The sequence below is a fragment of the Devosia oryziradicis genome, from assembly GCF_016698645.1.
Taxonomy (GTDB): Bacteria; Pseudomonadota; Alphaproteobacteria; order Rhizobiales; family Devosiaceae; genus Devosia; species Devosia oryziradicis.
In genome coordinates this window covers 242,527-258,629 of the sequence record NZ_CP068047.1, presented here as the reverse complement: position 1 = coordinate 258,629, position 16,103 = coordinate 242,527, and the positions used below count along the sequence as shown (strand labels likewise).

At 63.2% G+C, this 16,103-nt stretch carries 14 protein-coding genes; 8 read left to right on the top strand and 6 right to left on the bottom strand.

The features are described 5' to 3' along the window. Positions 1-2: 2 nt before the first annotated feature. On the top strand, positions 3-899 hold the full coding sequence (locus JI749_RS01175; protein ID WP_201657595.1) for a GntR family transcriptional regulator: 897 nt from the start codon (positions 3-5) through the stop codon (positions 897-899). A gap of 4 nt (positions 900-903) precedes the next feature. On the opposite strand, the gene JI749_RS01170 is transcribed toward JI749_RS01175, so the two are convergent. The 4 genes from JI749_RS01170 to JI749_RS01155 all read right to left on the bottom strand — a co-directional run bounded on the left by JI749_RS01170 (position 904) and on the right by JI749_RS01155 (position 5,173). Then, positions 904-1,971, bottom strand: coding sequence for a LacI family DNA-binding transcriptional regulator (locus tag JI749_RS01170; protein WP_233280823.1), 1,068 nt, complete (start codon positions 1,969-1,971; stop codon positions 904-906). A 236-nt stretch (positions 1,972-2,207) separates the two neighbouring features. Next, positions 2,208-2,963, bottom strand: coding sequence for an ABC transporter ATP-binding protein (locus JI749_RS01165; protein WP_201657592.1), 756 nt, complete (start codon positions 2,961-2,963; stop codon positions 2,208-2,210). Further along, positions 2,957-4,033, bottom strand: coding sequence for a FecCD family ABC transporter permease (locus JI749_RS01160; protein WP_201657589.1), 1,077 nt, complete (start codon positions 4,031-4,033; stop codon positions 2,957-2,959). The genes JI749_RS01165 and JI749_RS01160 overlap by 7 nt, the downstream gene beginning before the upstream one ends. Before the next feature lie 3 nt (positions 4,034-4,036). Then, complete coding sequence (locus JI749_RS01155; RefSeq protein ID WP_201657586.1) at positions 4,037-5,173, bottom strand: ABC transporter substrate-binding protein; 1,137 nt, start codon at positions 5,171-5,173, stop codon at positions 4,037-4,039. A 102-nt stretch (positions 5,174-5,275) separates the two neighbouring features. On the opposite strand from JI749_RS01155, the gene JI749_RS01150 reads away from it, so the two are divergent. After that, complete coding sequence (locus JI749_RS01150; protein WP_201657583.1) at positions 5,276-6,049, top strand: class I SAM-dependent methyltransferase; 774 nt, start codon at positions 5,276-5,278, stop codon at positions 6,047-6,049. A gap of 39 nt (positions 6,050-6,088) precedes the next feature. Here JI749_RS01150 and JI749_RS01145 read toward each other — a convergent pair whose 3' ends face one another. Next, positions 6,089-7,126 (bottom strand): LacI family transcriptional regulator, encoded by a 1,038-nt coding sequence (locus JI749_RS01145; protein ID WP_201657580.1) that lies wholly within the window; start codon positions 7,124-7,126, stop codon positions 6,089-6,091. Positions 7,127-7,409: 283 nt separating this feature from the next. Between JI749_RS01145 and JI749_RS01140 the strand changes: the two genes are divergently transcribed. From JI749_RS01140 to JI749_RS01120, 5 genes are all read left to right on the top strand, one after another. Then, positions 7,410-8,726 (top strand): extracellular solute-binding protein, encoded by a 1,317-nt coding sequence (locus JI749_RS01140; protein ID WP_201657577.1) that lies wholly within the window; start codon positions 7,410-7,412, stop codon positions 8,724-8,726. A gap of 201 nt (positions 8,727-8,927) precedes the next feature. Further along, the gene (locus JI749_RS01135) at positions 8,928-9,818 is read left to right on the top strand and encodes a carbohydrate ABC transporter permease (protein ID WP_201657573.1); all 891 of its coding nucleotides are present in this window, start codon (positions 8,928-8,930) and stop codon (positions 9,816-9,818) included. Continuing rightward, a complete protein-coding gene (locus JI749_RS01130; protein WP_201657570.1) occupies positions 9,819-10,631 on the top strand; it encodes a carbohydrate ABC transporter permease in 813 nt (270 codons plus the stop codon). It begins immediately after the preceding gene. After that, a complete protein-coding gene (locus JI749_RS01125) occupies positions 10,628-13,825 on the top strand; it encodes an alpha-mannosidase (protein ID WP_201657567.1) in 3,198 nt (1,065 codons plus the stop codon). Before JI749_RS01130 ends, JI749_RS01125 begins: the two co-directional genes overlap by 4 nt. A gap of 10 nt (positions 13,826-13,835) precedes the next feature. Next, the gene (locus JI749_RS01120) at positions 13,836-14,891 is read left to right on the top strand and encodes an ABC transporter ATP-binding protein (protein ID WP_201657564.1); all 1,056 of its coding nucleotides are present in this window, start codon (positions 13,836-13,838) and stop codon (positions 14,889-14,891) included. Positions 14,892-14,911: 20 nt separating this feature from the next. On the opposite strand, the gene JI749_RS01115 is transcribed toward JI749_RS01120, so the two are convergent. Further along, positions 14,912-15,235: an HU family DNA-binding protein gene (locus tag JI749_RS01115; protein WP_201657559.1), complete on the bottom strand. Its 324-nt coding sequence runs from the start codon at positions 15,233-15,235 to the stop codon at positions 14,912-14,914. 213 nt (positions 15,236-15,448) lie between these two features. On the opposite strand from JI749_RS01115, the gene rirA reads away from it, so the two are divergent. Beyond that, on the top strand, positions 15,449-15,910 hold the full coding sequence (rirA, locus tag JI749_RS01110) for an iron-responsive transcriptional regulator RirA (RefSeq protein ID WP_201657556.1): 462 nt from the start codon (positions 15,449-15,451) through the stop codon (positions 15,908-15,910). The last annotated feature ends 193 nt before the right edge of the window (positions 15,911-16,103 follow it).

Here is a 16,103-nt window from a genome sequence, read left to right as displayed (position 1 = left end):
GCATGAAAAGCGACGCAGTCTTCAAAGCGGCCTTCAACGATGCCCTGGGCATTGTCGCTGCCGCCGGCGAAGGCGCGCCGGTTCCGGCCGAGAACGAGCTGAGCCAGCGCCTGGGCGTGAGCCGCACCACCGTCCGCAAGGTGCTGTCGGCCATGGCCGAGCGCGGCTATCTGGTGGGGGAGGGCCGTAATCGGGTGGTTGCCCGGGCCGTCGCCGCCGACGCGGGCTTTCCGGTCGAAGAAACCATGGCCGCTTCCGCGCAGGTCGAGCGCCAGTTCATGGAATGGATGCTCCGCGGCGACACCAAACCGGGCACCCTGATCAACGAGCTCGAACTGGCGCGCATCTTCGGTGTGGGCACGACCGGTATCCGCGAATTTCTCAATCGATTCAGCCGCTTCGGCCTCATCGAGAAACGCCCCAATGCCGGATGGCTGTTCAAGGGCTTCACCGCCGCTTTTGCCTCCGAGCTCTTCGAAATCCGGGAGATGTTCGAACAGCGGTCGGCCAAGGCTCTGCTGTCACTGCCGCCCACCGCCCCCATCTGGGGCCGCCTGCGCGCCATCCAACGCGAGCATGAGGAACTGCTCGGCCAGATCGACGGGCGCTTCCACGATTTCTCCGATCTCGACAACCGCTTCCACCGGCTGATCAATTCGGCGGTCCCCAACCGCTTCATCGATGACTTCTACGACATCATCACGCTGATTTTTCACTATCACTATCAGTGGAACAAGCGGGACGAACGGCATCGCAACGAGATCGCGATCGGCGAACATCTCGATTACATCGCGGCCTTTCTCGCGCGCGATCCGGTTGCCGTGCGGCAGGCCTGCACGCGGCACCTGGCGTCGGCGCGAAGGACGATGATGGATTCGCTCAACCCCGCCGACGACTAGGCGTCTAGCTGGCGAGGGGCTCTGGAACGGCCGCCTGCTCGGTCCGGGTCGATGCCCGCTCCACCAGCTTGCACTCCACCTTGATCCCGGTCGCCGACGAATGGAGGCCCCCTGCGTCATCCAGGATCAGCTCGACCGCCACGCGCCCCATTTCATAGAGCGGCAGCACCAGGCTGCTGAGCGGCGGGTGCATGTACTGCGCCACATCGCGGTCGTCGAAGCCGATCACAGCCACATCGCCGGGCACGTTCTTGCCCAGCTCCCGCAGGGCGTCGTAGCAGCCCAGAGCCATCATGTCGTTGGCGCAGAAAATCGCATCCGGCGGATCGCTCATCGCCATCAGTTCGTGGGTCATTTCGTAGCCGGCCGAAGGTTCCCAGTTGCCGGGTTTCACCAATGCCGGATCGAACGGAATATCATTGCTGGCCAGGGCCTGCCGATAGCCCTTGAGCCGGTCACGCGCGGCATCCACGCCCTGTTGGCCATTGATGAAGCCAATGCGCCTGCGTCCCGCCTTGAGCAGGTGGTCGGTGGCCGCGCGGCCGCCCAGCACGTCCCCCGGCAGCACCGAATGGTGGACCCGTCCTTCGTCATAGCAGTTGAGCAGCACCAGCCGCCGATTGGCAAATGCCGGCGCGACCTGAACCTGACGCGCCAGGATGGTCCCATAGACAACGCCCAGCACCGGCGCCTTGTCGAAGCCGGCAAGAATATTGGTTTCGACATCGGGGTCGCCATGGCTCACGCCCAGCAGCACGTTGATGCCCATCTCGAGCGCCTTGTCGCGCGCGCCGTCGAAGGCGAGCGACATCCAGGGGTCGGTGCTGATCTCGTCGGCCATGAATATGATGGTGCCCTGGCCGCTGGCGTCAACGCGTGTGCCGCGACGCACGAACTTGTAGCCGAGGTCCTGCGCCGCCTGCAGCACGCGCCGGCGGGTCTCGTCGGTCAGCTTGGCGCCCTTGCTGTTGCTCAATACCAGCGACACCGTCGCCTGGGATACGCCCGCTGCGGCGGCCACGGCCATCATGGTGGGACGCCCGCGCGGGGCCCGTCGCTTCTGCCCGGTCATGCGCTGGTGCCCACGGGGCGGGCCATCGTCGGCAGGCCGGCTCGGCCGGATAGTCTCGATATCATTCGCAATTCGCCTCGGCGTCGACGCACTCTCAACTGCAAGAGCGGGATGATCCGGAGCAGGCAGCAAGAAAAGTTTGGCCAATCATAGCCGTATCGCGACGGGAGGCAAAGAGGTCGCTTCTGCGACGGTCAGCCACGCCGCGCGGCTGGGCAGGCCGAGGAAAGGGCCGCCTAGGCGGCGACCCCATCGACGATGACATGGTTGAATTGCCGCGAGCATTTTTCGATGCGCGCGTCCACGCCATAGACCTGTCGCAACATGCCGGGGTTGATCACGTCCAGCGGGTCGCCGCAGGCACGCATCTTGCCAGCCGCGATCAGCAGCACCTTGTCGGCAAAGCGCAGCGCCTGATTGAGGTCGTGGATGGCGATGAGCACGATCATCCCCTTTTTGCGGGCCTGTGCCTGCATGAAGCTGAGCACCTCGACCTGCCGGTGCAGGTCGAGCGCGCTGGTCGGCTCATCCATCAGCATGATGTCGGGTTCGCGGACCAGGGTCTGGGCCACCGAGACCAGTTGCCGCTGGCCGCCGCTCAAGGCCCCCAGGTCGCGAAAGGCGATCGGACCGATATTGAGCGCCTCCATCACCTGGTCGATCAGCTGCAGGTCATCGTCCGCCACCGACCAGGCGCTGCCCTGCTTGCGGGCCAGCAGGATGGATTCGTAAACCGTCAGCACCGCATTGGCCGAGGTGTCTTGCGGCATATAGCTGATCGCCCCCTTGCCCTTGCGGGATTGGCTGAGGCGTACCTCTCCGGGGCCGCTGAGCAAGCCGGCAATGCGCTTGAACAGCGTCGATTTGCCCGCGGCGTTCGGTCCGATGACAGCGACTACCTCCCCCGCCGTGAGCGAGGGGGTCGATACCTCCGATACTGCCAGGCGCTTGCCATAAAGTGCGCCGACGCCGTCCAGCTGCAGAGCTACCATGACCGCCTCACATTGGAGAGAATGAGCGAAATGAAAAAGGGCACGCCCACCAGCGCGGTGATGATGCCGATGGGAAAGACGACGCCCGGGATGATCGACTTGGAGACGATCGAGGTCACCGACAGCAGCAAGGCGCCTGACAGCACCGAGCCGGGCAGGAAGAAGCGCTGGTCCTCCCCCAGGATCATGCGGGCGATATGCGGTCCCACCAGCCCGACAAAGCCGATCGTCCCGACGAAGCTCACCGGCACCGAGGCCAGCAGGGAGATGACCAGCATCGTCTCGAGCCGGATATAGCGCACATTGACGCCGAAGCTGGCCGCCTTGTCCTCGCCCAGCCGGATCGCCGTCAGCGCCCAGGCATTGCGGGCGAACAGCGGCAGCGCGACCAGCAGCACGACCAGGGTAATCCAGATCTTGGGCCAGGTGGCCTTGGTGAGGCTCCCCATGGTCCAGAACACCACCTGCGACAGCGCCTGTTCGGAAGCCAGGTATTGCACGAAGGCCAGCAGCGCGTTGAAAGTGAAGACCAGCGCAATGCCCAGCAGCACCACTGTTTGCACCGTCACGCCACGGGCCTGCGACACGAAATGGATGAACATCGTTGCTGCCAGCGCCATCACGAAGGCATTGACCGGCACGATCAGCCCGGCCGCCACTGGCAGCAGCGGCACCGTGGTAACGATGCCCAGCGCGGCGCCGAAGCTGGCCGCAGCTGAAATGCCAAGGGTAAAGGGGCTCGCCAGCGGGTTGGCGAGAATGGTCTGCATCTGCGCGCCGGCCACCGACAGGGCTGCGCCCACCACGATGGCCATCACGGCCACCGGCATGCGGATATCCCAGACCACGGTGCGCACCTGCGCCGAAACCGCATCCGGACTGAACAGCGCCAGCACGACCTGGTCGAGCCCATAGCGGGCCGGGCCCCAGGCCAGGTCGACTGCAAACGACAGGCAGAGCGCCAGGCTCAGCCCGATCAGGATCGCAAGCTTGCGGCGTGCGCGGGCGCGGTATTCACCGCGCCCTTGAACCGCCGCTTCCGTCAAATCGGTGATGTCAGCGACGGCCATGGTTTATTCGTCCGCCTTGAGCGACAGCCAGGCCCCCGGCTCGTATTCGATGGGCAGGAAGCGGTCGTAGAATTCCTTGAAGGTTGCCTCCGGATCCACGTCCGCAAACAGCTCCGGGTGGAACCACTTGGCCATCTCTTGGATCGCCACGAACTGGTAGGGGCTGGTGTAGAACTGGTGCCAGATGGCATGCACATTGCCCTCGGCGACGGCGGTCGAGCCGGTAAAGGCAGGTGCGTCCACCAGCTTGGCCAGCATGGCGCGGCTGGCTTCGGCGCCATCGGCGGTGCCGGGACCAACGCTGACGAAATCCTTGGCGTCGGGCGAGTTGGTCCAGTCCGAACCGGTCACCACGATCACATCGGGGTTGGAGGCGATGACCTGCTCTGGGTTGATCGAGCCGGTATAGCCCGGCAGGAAGTCCGAACCCAGATTATGGCCGCCGGCCAGCTCGACCATCAGGCCGAAATTGTCCGGGCCGAAGGTACCGCAGCATTCCACCAGGCCTGCCGCCCGATACATGAACACGTCGGGGCGCTCGATGTCGTTCGCGGCGATGACCTTGGCGATCTCGTCCATCTTGGACTGCCAGAAATCGGCCACCTCGGCGGCACGTTGCGGCTTGCCGAACAGCTGCCCAAGGATGTGCAGGCTGGGCACCGTATTGTCGAGGATGTGCTCGCGGAAGTCGATATAGACGATCTTGACGCCGACATCGGCGAGCGTCTCTTCGAGCTTGACCTCTTCGGCCGCCGTCTTGTCGCCGATGGACAGCAGCAGCACGTCCGGGTCGAGCGTCACCACGGTTTCGACCTGCAGCGTGCCATCGGTCAGCCGGCCCAGGAAGGGCAGCTCCGCTGCTTCGGGGAACTTGGCCACATAGGCGTCGAACGACTTGACGTCGGTGGTCCACAGGTCGTTGCGCCAGCCCACGACATGCTCGAACGGGTTGTCCGTCTCGATGGCCGCCAGCGAATAGATCATGCGCCCTTCACCCAGGATGACGCGCTCGATCGGGCCGTCGAACGAAACCTCGCGGCCGGCGACGTCCGTGATGGTGAAGGCCTGCGCGAATGCGGGCAGGGAGAAGGCGGCGAATGCGGCAACAGCCGGCACCAGCATCAGGTGCGATATTTTCATTTTGCGTCTCGCAGGAAACTTGATACGTCTCCCGCCTATAAAACATGATATCGAATATCAAGTTTTATCTTTTAGAGCAATTCCAATGTGTTAGGTCGAACGATGAGCGACGTCAGCTCAAACTATTCAATCCGCGACGAAATTCGCGAATTCTGGTCCGAACGCGCCGCGACCTTCGACGAGAGCGTGGGGCACGAAATTTTCTCGGAAGCTGAACGGGCCGGCTGGCACGGGCTGATCCGCAAACATCTGGGTGAGGGGCAGGGCCGTGCGGCGCTCGATCTGGCCAGCGGTACCGGGGTGATTTCCCACCTGATGAACGACATGGGCTACCGCGTCACCGGCGCCGACTGGTCCGAGGCCATGCTCGAACAGGCGAGGGCCAAGGCCAGGAAGCGCCAGGCCGATATCCGCTTCATCATGCGCGATGCGGAAAACACCGCCGAGCCGCGGCAGAGCTACGACGTCATCACCAACCGTCACCTGGTCTGGACGCTGGTCGATGCGCCAGCCGCCTTCCGCGAGTGGTTCGAGCTGCTCAAGCCAGGCGGCAAGCTGCTCATCGTCGATGGCAATATGGGCCGCAAGGGCTGGGCCACCCGCCTCCGCCTGCTGTTCGGCGGCAAGCCCGGCAACCACCGGCTGGCACCCGGCATGGCCGAACGGCTGGAGCGCATTCGCGAGCAGGTTTATTTCTCGGGGCAGATGCCGGCCGAAGACGTGGTCGCGGCCCTGCTCGCCGTCGGTTTCGTCAATCCCGTGATCGATCGCCGCCTGGGTGCCATCCATTGGGCACAGGCGCGCAAGATGCCGTTCTGGCGGGCCCTCGAGCGCCTGACTCAGGATCGCTTCGCCATCTGCGTCACCAAGCCCTGATGGCCGGGCGCGGCCGGGTCGGAAACCTGGTCGCGCCGGTCAGCTGCGCCAATGCGGCTGCGGTTCGGCCAGGGTTTGCAGCGTCTCGACCTCGGCCCCCTCGATGCGCCTGATCAGTAGGCGCGTCAGTTCGCCGCCGGCCGCGAACACGTCCTCGCGGATGCTGTCGAGATGGGGAAACAGCGTCGGCAGGATGCCCGAAGTCTGCTTGTAGACCAGCTGCAGGTCGCGCCCCAGCGTCAGCCCGCCCTCCTGCAGGCCGCCCACCAGCGCAATGGTCCGCATTTCGCTGTCGCTGATAATGCCGTCCGGCCGCTTACCGTCGGCAGCCAGCGCCATCCCCATCTTGCGCATCTCGGCCGGGCTGATCCCCCTGGTGCCTTCGAGGATCCGCGCCTCGACCCCCATGCGCGCCGCCGCCTTGTGAAAGGCCGTGACGATATTGTGGTAATTGGTCGTGCTGTCATCGCCGATGACCAGCATCACCTGACGGCAGCCCTTGCTGGCCAGCCGCTCCACCGCCATGGTGGCAAACACTTCCGAATGGAAGTCATGATAGGGATGCGGCGTGTAGAATTCCGTCCGGCCGTGGCTGACGAACGGAAAATCGGCGTCGATCATCATCTGCACGCGTTTGTCGCGCGGCCCGGTATGGGTAATGACGACGCCGTCGGCCGTGCGGTTGTCCAGGATATAGCGGATCGTGTCGGCCGAGTTATGCCGCTCGAATTCGGGAATGACGGTCAGGTGATAGCGTGTGCCCTTGATGGCATTGCCGATCCCCTGGATCATCTGGCGGGCGAAGTCGATCGAGTCCTCCGCTCCATCCAGCACCAGCGCAAGGACATTGGTCTTGCCGGTGCGCAGGCGCACGCCCGCCCGGTCAGGAATATAGCCCAGCGCCTTGGCCGCCTCGGCGACCTTGTCGCGCGTTTCCTGCTTCAGCGTGGTACCGCCGCGCAGCGACAGCGATACCGTGGACAGGCTCAGGCCCGTCATGTCGGCAATGGTGCGCAGGGTGACGCGCTGGTTCCCCGGCGCCCGCCCTTTGCCCGCTGTGCTCAACTTGCTGCTCATGCCATCTGCTTTCCCCAGACGCTTTTACACCGGCTGCGGCGGAAACCAAACAGGACAAATTTTGCAACGATCTAGAAGACGATCGCAACAATCTGAAACGATTGCAGGACGTTACCATTTTGAAATATAAAGACAAAATGCAATGAACGTCAGGAAGGCTGTCACATCGCGATTCAGAATTGCAACGTTGCATCAAGTGTGTTTACCTCTGGCCGCGCCCGGATGAGGGTTCCGGCGCGAGGCCGCCCAATCAGAGGCGGCTCAAGCAGCAGAGGAGGACTTGATGCTCAAACGAGGTTTTCTGACCACGGTGGCCGCCATGTCACTGATGGCCGCCGCGGCTTTCCCGGCCCAGGCGGAAGTGACGATCATGTATCCCGAATGGATCGCCTCGCTGGTCGAGCCGGGCATCGAGGCCTACAAGACCGAGACGGGCGATACCGTCAACGCCATCAAACTGCCCGGCCAGGGTTATGACCAGCGCATCGCGCTCGATCTCAGTGCCGGCACCGCCGCCGACGTCAACGTGATCGACAGTTTCATGGTCTCCGAACTCGCCGCGGCCGGATACCTCACGCCGCTCAACGACATGGCCTCCGCCTGGGACCAGTACCAGTATTATCTGCCCGGCCTGCTCGAAGTCGCGTCCTACCAGGGCAATGTCTATGCCCTGCCCACCGACACCGACGTGCGCATGCTGTGGTACGACAAGTCCAATTTCGAAAAGGCCGGCATTGCCATGCCGTGGGAGCCCAAGAGCTGGACCGACATTCTCGACGCCGCCCAGAAGCTCAAGGATGCGGGCGTCCAGTATCCGTTCCAGCTTCCGGCCGGCATCAAGCAGGGTGAAGCCACCACCATGCAGGGCGTCTACATGGCCCTGCTCGGCGCCGACGTCCCCGAAGGCGACCGCAACCGCCTGCTCAACCGCGAGACCAACCAGTGGATCGGCGACAGCCCGGCCCTCCGCCGCGTTTTTGACCTCTACCACCAGGTCTATGTCGAGCGTGAACTGAACCCGGCCGACCTCAACTACGCCACCGATATCGGTGCCGCCGTCCGTGCCGCCCTTGCCGACGACAAGCTGGGCATTCTGGCATCCGGCTCCTGGGAAGATGCGTGCCTGTGGGATTGCAATGCCCCGCCGTCCCGCGAAGAACGCGATGCCCTGGTCGGCTGGACTCCATGGCCAGGCTCGGGCGAACCCGGCACCAAGACCACCACCAACATTTCGGGTGGCTGGGCCATCGGCATCAATGCCAAGGCCGCCGACGCCGAGGCATCGTGGAAGCTGGTGACCTCGATCTTCGACGAAGCCAACTTCAAGGCCTGGACCTTGGCCAACCACCGCATGGCCGTGCGCACGGACATTTCGGAATCGGCCGAATATACCGCTGACCCCTTCCTGGCTGAAGCGACCGCCCTGGCTGCCGATACCACGGGCCGCGACACCATCCCGGGCTACCAGACCGTTTCCGCACTCATCCAGCAGGCGACGTCCGACCTGCTCGATGGGGCCAGCGTCGACGAAGTCATCCAGAGCTACCACGACGCTCTGGTCGACGAATTCGGCGAAGAGAAGGTCATCACTTACGAATAATCGACACCTCCCGACGCGGCGGCGCCTTGATTGTCCTCCGGGTGCCGCCGTGACGGGTGTTTGGTCGCTGCTATCACCGCAGGCGCGGTGTCACCCCGGTCTTGAGCCGGGGCCCATCTTGAGATCTCAGGATGGATCCCGGCTCAAGGCCGGGATGACACCCAGTTTGTTTGCCGGCTCCGCGCAAGCGAGAATGTGCCCATGAAAAACCAGGCCAATCCCTGGCTCACCAGCAACCTCTTCGTCCTCGCCCTGGGCATGCTGCCGGCGGCGATCATGATCGGCGCGCTGCTCTACTTCACCGCCTGGGCCTTTGCTTTCAGCTTCACCGACCTGGCTTTGGTGGGCAGGAAATCGGTAGAGTGGTCCTGGGTTGGCCTGCAGAATTTCGAACGGCTCTTCACCCGGCGCGGCTTCCTTGAATCGCTCTGGACCACCGTTATCTTCGTGTTCTTCTCGGCCATTGTCGGCCAATCGGTGCTCGGCTTCCTGCTCGCGGCTTTGCTGCGCGGCACCCAGTCGACCATCCGCAGCGTGGTCGAAGTCTGCATCATGCTGGGCTGGCTGCTGCCCGACATCGTGGCGGCTTTCCTGTGGTCGGCCACGACATCGCAGACCGGTCTCATCAACCAGCTCTTCGTCACCCCCTTCGGCCTGCCGCCGATCAACTTTATCAACGAATACGCGCTGCCGGTCGTCACCATCGCCAATATCTGGAAGGGTACCGCCTGGAGCTACCTGCTGTTCTCGGCGGCCTTGGATTCGGTCAGTCGTGAAGTGGTCGAGGCCGCCAAGGTCGATGGCGCCACCGGCTTCCAGCGCATCTGGCTGGTCATGCTGCCCATCATCCGGCCACATATCGCTACTAACATGCTCTTCATCACCATCTGGACCTTCACCTATTTCCCGCTGATCTTCGCCATGACCGGGGGCGGGCCGGGCACCGCCACCCAGACTTTGGCCGTTTTCCTCTACAACCAGAGCTTTTCGCGCGGCAATCTGGGCTTCGGCAGCGCCATTTCGGTCGCCATGCTGGCGATCGTCGGGCTGTTGTCGCTGGTCTATCTGCGCATGCTGCGGGAGCCCAAATAGATGGAATCCACCGGCACCTCGCGCATCACGGCCATTGCGCTGGCCTTCATGGCCGTCATCTGGGTCAGCCCCTTCTCTTGGCTGTTCCTCAACGCCTTCAACCCGCTCTCCACCGGACAGCTAGAAATCCCGCGCGCTGTCGGCCTCGACAACTTTGCCCTCGCCGTCAGCGGCAATGCCGGCAAGCAGTTCCTCAATTCCATGCTGATCGCGGCGGGCACCGCGACGCTCAGCGTCATCATCGGCATCTCCGCGGCCTATCCGCTATCGCGGCTGCGCATCCCGGGCCGCAATGCGTTCCTATGGACCCTGGTCCTGCTACGCATGCTGCCGTCGGCCGGCGTGCTGGTGCCGCTCTATTTTGCCGCCCAGCGGGGCGGCCTGCTCAACCAGTTCGGCGTCATCGTCGCGCTGACCATCCTCAACCTGCCCTTCACGCTGCTGCTGCTGAAGAACTTCTTCGACACCGTGCCGATCGAGCTCGAAGAAGCGGCCTATGTCGAAGGCGCGTCACTTCTGCAGATCGTCACCAAGATCGTGCTGCCCATGTCGCGCGCCGGCATTGCCGTGGTCTGGTTCTATTCATTCACCGGCGCCTGGAACGAGTTCCTGTTGCCGCTGATCTTTGCCCGCGTGCAGGATGCCTTCCCCATGTCGGTGGGACTCTACGCGGCCTTCGGTCAGCAGGGCGCCATCAACTACGGCTTTCTCACGGCCTTTTCCATCATCTACGCAGCGCCGGCGGTCGGCGTCTATTTCTTGTTGCGGCGAAACATGAACACAGGATTCGCCGGTGTCGGAGTTAAAGGATGACCTATTCCAATCCCATGTCGACCAAGCTCGGTTTGCTGGACGACGATCTCAAGATGGAAGGAAAGCTCATTCGGCTCTGTGCCGACCTTGAGCGCAAGATCCTGACCCCCGTCGCCGACGTCCCCTGGCAGTGGCACGTCCAGCGCGCCGATATCTCGGCAGAAGAGGCGCTCAAATCCGACTGGCGCAAGTGGGAACAGTTCGGCCCCCATTCGGTCTGGGCCAGGAAGCAAGGCCACACCTGGTTCGCCGCCGAGGTGACCGTGCCCGAGGGCGCCCGTGGCAAGACCTTCGTGCTCAAATTCACGTCGCAGTGGCAGGACCGTCCCGGCTCCACCGATCCGCAATGCCTGGCCTATATCGACGGCAAGATCGCCCAGGCGCTCGATGGCAACCACACCGAGCTGGTCATCGAACGCAATGCCAAGCCGGGTAGCAAGCACACCCTCCTGGTCAACGCCTTCACCTTCTTCGAGCGTCCGCTGGTCGGTTTCACCGTCGATTTCTACACCCGCAGCGAGCGCGCCGAAAAACTCTACTGGGATCTCCAGACGCCGCTCGACGTCGCCGTGCGCCTCTATCAGAACGACCCGCGCCGCCAAGCCATCCTCAACATCATCGACCGCGCCCTGCGCGCCCTCGATCGCCGTGATGGCTTCACGCCCGAATTCGAGGCTTCGCTCGGTGCGGCCGAGAGGATCGCCGCCGAAATCTACAAGCTCGTCGATACCGAAACCCAGCCGCAGATCACCGCTGTTGGTTCGACCCATCTCGATGTGGGCTGGCTCTGGCGCGTCATGCATACCCGCGACAAGACCGGCCGGTCCTTTGCCACGGTGCTCAACCTGATGGAGGAATATCCCGAATTCATCTTCATGTATAACCAGTCGGTGCTCTTCGACTTCCTCAAGCAGGACTATCCCGAGCTGTGGCAGCGCCTGCTCAAGAAGGTCAAGTCCGGCCATTTCGAGATCGAAGGCGCCATGTGGGTGGAGCCCGACGTCAATATCGTCTCGGGCGAGTCGCTGGTCCGCCAGATCATGCGCGGCCGCCGTTTCCACCTCGATCATTTCGGCGTCGACCCCAAGACCGTCTGGCTGCCCGATACCTTCGGCTATTCCGCCAACCTGCCCCAGGTAATGGACAAGTCGGGGCTCAAATACTTCGTCACGTCCAAGCTCAGCTGGAACGACACCGACCGCCATCCCTATGACAGTTTCCACTGGCGCGGCATCGACGGCACGGTCACCAAGGCCCAACTGATCACCGCTCAGAAGTATGATAGCGAGCAGATTTTCACGACCTACAATGGCGATCTGTCGGTCAGCGAAACCATGGGCGCCTGGAAGCGCTACGAGCCTAAGGCTGTGCACAACGAAGTCGTCATGTCCTATGGCTATGGCGATGGTGGCGGCGGCCCGACCCGCGGCATGATCGAGCGCGGCATCCGCCTCGAACGCGGTATTCCCGGCGCCCCCCGCGTCAAGCTCGAAGGCATCGTCCCCTTCCTCGAGCGTCTCGGCGCCAAGATGGATGCTCCGGGCAACAAGTTCCCGGTCTGGAATGGCGAGCTTTACCTGCAATACCACCGCGGCACGCTGACCTCGGTCGCCAAGAACAAGGCCAACAATCGTAAGGCCGAGCGCCTGCTGCGCGAGCTCGAATTCCTCGGCGTCATGGCGCTCACCCAGACCGGCGCCGCTTACCCGAGCGACACGCTGGCCGAGTTCTGGGAGCTGGTCCTGATCAACCAGTTCCACGACATCCTGCCGGGCACCTCCATCCCCGAGGTCTATGTCGATAGCGACAACGAATACGGTCAGATCTTCTCGACCCTGGGGTCGCAGAACGGTCCATGGCATTCGGCGGCCCAGGCATTCGCCAAGCCGGGCTCCAACCAGCTTCGCCTCTTCAACTTCACCGGACAGTCGCGCTCGGGTCTCGTCTCGCTTGGCGATGACGCCAAGCTGGACGGCGCCGAGCTGGCGACCCTTGGCGGCACCTATCCCCTCCAAAAGATTTTTGCGGCCGATGGCTCGGCATCCTTCGCCGCGCCGGTCAGCAATATTAGCCCGCTCGGCTGGACAGGGGGACAAGTTGTCGCCGGCAACGGCACGGCCGCATCTGCAGTCTCGGTTTCCGAGAAGCATCTCGAGAATGATCTGCTCAAGGTCACCTTCGACAAATCGGGCGAGATCACCTCGGTCTATGACAAGACCCGCAAGCGCGAGACGCTCGAACCGGGCAAGACGGCCAACCGCCTAATCGCCTATGAAGACAAGCCCATGGAATGGGACGCCTGGGATATCGACCGCTATTTCGAGGAGCAGTTCTGGCCCCTGGCCGACGGTAAAGCCTCGATCTCGGTCGTCGAAACCGGTCCGCACCGCGCCGCCATCCGGGTCGAGCGGACCTATCAGAAGTCCAAGGTCGTCCAGGTCATTTCGCTCGCCGCTGGCGAACGTCAGGTCGAGTTCGACACCTTCATCGACTGGCAGGAGCGGGCCCAGGTCATCAAGGCCCAGTTCCCCTTCGATCTCAACACCTCCGAAATCCGCTCCGAAATCCAGTTCGGTCACGTCAAGCGCCCGACCCATCGCAACACCACCTGGGATCGGGCCCGCTTCGAAGCCTCGATGCACCGCTGGGTCGACCTGAGCGAAGCCGATTTCGGCATCGCCCTGCTCAACGACAGCAAGTATGCCTATGATTGCCTGGAGCAGTCGGTACGCCTGACTCTCGTGCGCGGCTCGACCTTCCCCAGCCCCGATGCCGACATCGGTGAACACCGCATCCGCTACGCCATGTTCGTGCATGATGGCGTGGCCGACCTGGCCGATGTCCACCGTGCCGCCGAACGCTTCAATAACCCGGTTTCCGTCATCGGATCGCGCGTTCCGAGCAACAGTCCGCCGTCGGAGTTGTCGCAGTTCAGCTTCGCCAGTGTCGACCAATCCAACGTCACGCTCGAGACCGTCAAGAAGGCCGAAAAGTCCGATGCCGTCGTGCTGCGCCTCTTCGAGCATGCCAATATCCGGGCCGAGGCGACCATCACCTTCGGCATCCCCGTCAAGTCCGTACGCACGGTCAACCTGATGGAGGAGGATGCCGGCAAGCCCCTGGAAATCAAGGACAATGGCGTGACCCTGTCGCTCCGGCCCTTCGAAATCGCCACGCTCCTGATCGAAACCTGAGGAGGCTTCCATGTCCGACGTATCGTTGCGCGGCGTCCGCAAATCCTATGGATCGCTCGAAGTGGTCCATGGGGTGGACCTCGACATCAAATCCGGCGAGTTCGTGGTGTTCGTCGGCCCCTCGGGCTGCGGCAAGTCCACCCTGCTGCGCATGATCGCCGGCCTGGAGCCGATCAGCGGCGGCGACATCGCCATCGATGGCAAGGTGGTCAACGACGTGCCATCGCCCCAGCGCGGCATCGCCATGGTGTTCCAGTCCTATGCGCTCTATCCGCATATGACGGTCTACGAGAACATGGCCTTCGGTCTCAAGCTGGCCAAGACGCCGAAGGCCGAGATCGACCAGCGGGTCAGGGAGGCCGCGCGGATCCTGCAGATCGAGGATTACCTCGAACGCATGCCCAAGGCCCTGTCCGGTGGCCAGCGCCAGCGCGTCGCCATCGGCCGCGCCATCGTGCGCAATCCCAAGGTGTTCCTGTTCGACGAGCCGCTCTCCAATCTGGACGCCTCGCTGCGCGCCCAGACCCGCATCGAGATCGCCAAGCTGCACGACCAGCTCGATGCCACCATGATCTACGTGACCCACGACCAGGTCGAGGCCATGACCCTGGCCGACCGCATCGTCGTGCTGAATGCCGGGGTGATCGAGCAGGTGGGCTCGCCCCTCGAACTCTATTCCAATCCGGTCAACACATTCGTGGCGGGCTTCATCGCCAGCCAGCGCATGAACTTCCTTGCCGTGTCGCCGCAGGCAGGCGGCCTGCTGCTGCCGGGCAACAAGGTCCTGGCGCTGGCCCACCCGCAATTGGCCAGGGCGCGCACCCTGGGCGTGCGGCCGGAACATCTGGAACTCGCCAGCCCCGACAGCGCCCACTTTACCGGCACCTTGTCGGTGATCGAGCAGTTCGGCGAATATGCCCTGGCCTATGTCGAACTGCCCACCGGCGACCTCATCACCGTCAAACTCGATGGCGCGCCGGACCTGCAATTGCACCAGACCATCCATATCGGCGTCCCGGTCGCGAATGTGCATCTGTTCGACGAAGCCGGGCGGGCGCTGCGCTAGGGCCTGCCGGGATACGCGCTCTAGGCCGGCTCGCCGACCCGGGCGGGTGAGGCCGAACCGGCCCGATCGAGCGCTTCGCGCAGTTGTGCGCTGGGGGTGAAGACCACCGTTTGCCGTGGCGCAATGCGGTGCTCGGTGCCCGTGCGGGGATTGCGGCCCAGTCGTTCGGCGCGCGATCGCACCTGCAATGAGCCAAACGCGGTGAGCTTGACGTTTTCGCCCGCCATCAACGCTTCGCCCATGAGGGCGAACATGGCCTCACCGATCGCTGCCGTGTCGGCTCTGTTCAATCCGGTGCGTCGGGCCGCTGCATCACTCAGCATCGCGCGCGTAATCGTGGTCACTTTGCTCGTCTCCGTATTTAAATTCATACGGGGAATTTAAGCTGGTGTCCAGCGATCCGAATGCCTCTCAAACTTGAACGGTTGCATCAGGTTAAGTTGACATATTTTAGAATGGTTATAAGGTTGAGCCTGTTCTGAGCCGCGAAAATGGAATCAGAACTGGGCTCCGAGGGCTGCCGAAGGGCCCGGCATTCCGCCAGAACGAGGTTCCAATTGAGACTCACGCGCCAATCCAACTATGCGATCCGTACCCTCGTTTATTGCGCGGTCAACGAGCCTGGCCTGAGCCGCGTCGCTGACATCGCCAAGGCCTACAACATCTCCGAACTGTTCCTGTTCAAGCTGATCAAGCCACTGGTCGAAAATGGCCTCCTGGCGACGGTGCGTGGCCGCCATGGCGGCATCAGGCTGGGCCGCAAGGCCGAAGACATCACGCTGCTCGATACGATCAGGCTGACCGAAGAGAATTTCGCGCTGGCCGAATGCTTCGAGGACGGCGCCGATTGTCCGCTGATCGGGGAATGCGATCTCAACGGCGCCTTGCGGGAAGCCTTGGGTGCTTTTTTCGAAGTGCTGGCCAGCCACACCATCGCCGACCTGGCCAGCAAGAAGCGTTCGATCCGCGATCGCCTCGGGCTATCGACCCTGGAAGCGGTCATGGAGCCGGCGCACTGATCCTGGGGTCATTCCTGGCCTTTCTCCAGGCAGGCGCAAGCGCCGCCTGTGATGCAGTTATCCATGGATAAGCGGACCCCGAGACGGGTTTCGCCCCTGAGCAAATAAAAACATGAGACGGAAGCCGTCCGGGGTGCCGGTTTTTGGAGCAGCACCGGGCCGGTCGCGCACACGCTTCCGTCCGGGCTCGAAC

What these genes read in the sequence shown, in the direction of transcription:
- JI749_RS01160 (WP_201657589.1), bottom strand. Translation starts at nt 4,033, where the DNA reads ATGGCCGTCGCTGACATCACCGATTTGACGGAAGCGGCGGTTCAAGGG.
- JI749_RS01125 (WP_201657567.1), top strand. Translation starts at nt 10,628, where the DNA reads ATGACCTATTCCAATCCCATGTCGACCAAGCTCGGTTTGCTGGACGAC.
- JI749_RS01155 (WP_201657586.1), bottom strand. Translation starts at nt 5,173, where the DNA reads ATGAAAATATCGCACCTGATGCTGGTGCCGGCTGTTGCCGCATTCGCC.
- JI749_RS01175 (WP_201657595.1), top strand. Translation starts at nt 3, where the DNA reads ATGAAAAGCGACGCAGTCTTCAAAGCGGCCTTCAACGATGCCCTGGGC.
- JI749_RS01135 (WP_201657573.1), top strand. Translation starts at nt 8,928, where the DNA reads ATGAAAAACCAGGCCAATCCCTGGCTCACCAGCAACCTCTTCGTCCTC.
- JI749_RS01150 (WP_201657583.1), top strand. Translation starts at nt 5,276, where the DNA reads ATGAGCGACGTCAGCTCAAACTATTCAATCCGCGACGAAATTCGCGAA.
- JI749_RS01165 (WP_201657592.1), bottom strand. Translation starts at nt 2,963, where the DNA reads ATGGTAGCTCTGCAGCTGGACGGCGTCGGCGCACTTTATGGCAAGCGC.
- JI749_RS01145 (WP_201657580.1), bottom strand. Translation starts at nt 7,126, where the DNA reads ATGAGCAGCAAGTTGAGCACAGCGGGCAAAGGGCGGGCGCCGGGGAAC.
- JI749_RS01140 (WP_201657577.1), top strand. Translation starts at nt 7,410, where the DNA reads ATGCTCAAACGAGGTTTTCTGACCACGGTGGCCGCCATGTCACTGATG.
- JI749_RS01170 (WP_233280823.1), bottom strand. Translation starts at nt 1,971, where the DNA reads ATGACCGGGCAGAAGCGACGGGCCCCGCGCGGGCGTCCCACCATGATG.
- JI749_RS01120 (WP_201657564.1), top strand. Translation starts at nt 13,836, where the DNA reads ATGTCCGACGTATCGTTGCGCGGCGTCCGCAAATCCTATGGATCGCTC.
- JI749_RS01130 (WP_201657570.1), top strand. Translation starts at nt 9,819, where the DNA reads ATGGAATCCACCGGCACCTCGCGCATCACGGCCATTGCGCTGGCCTTC.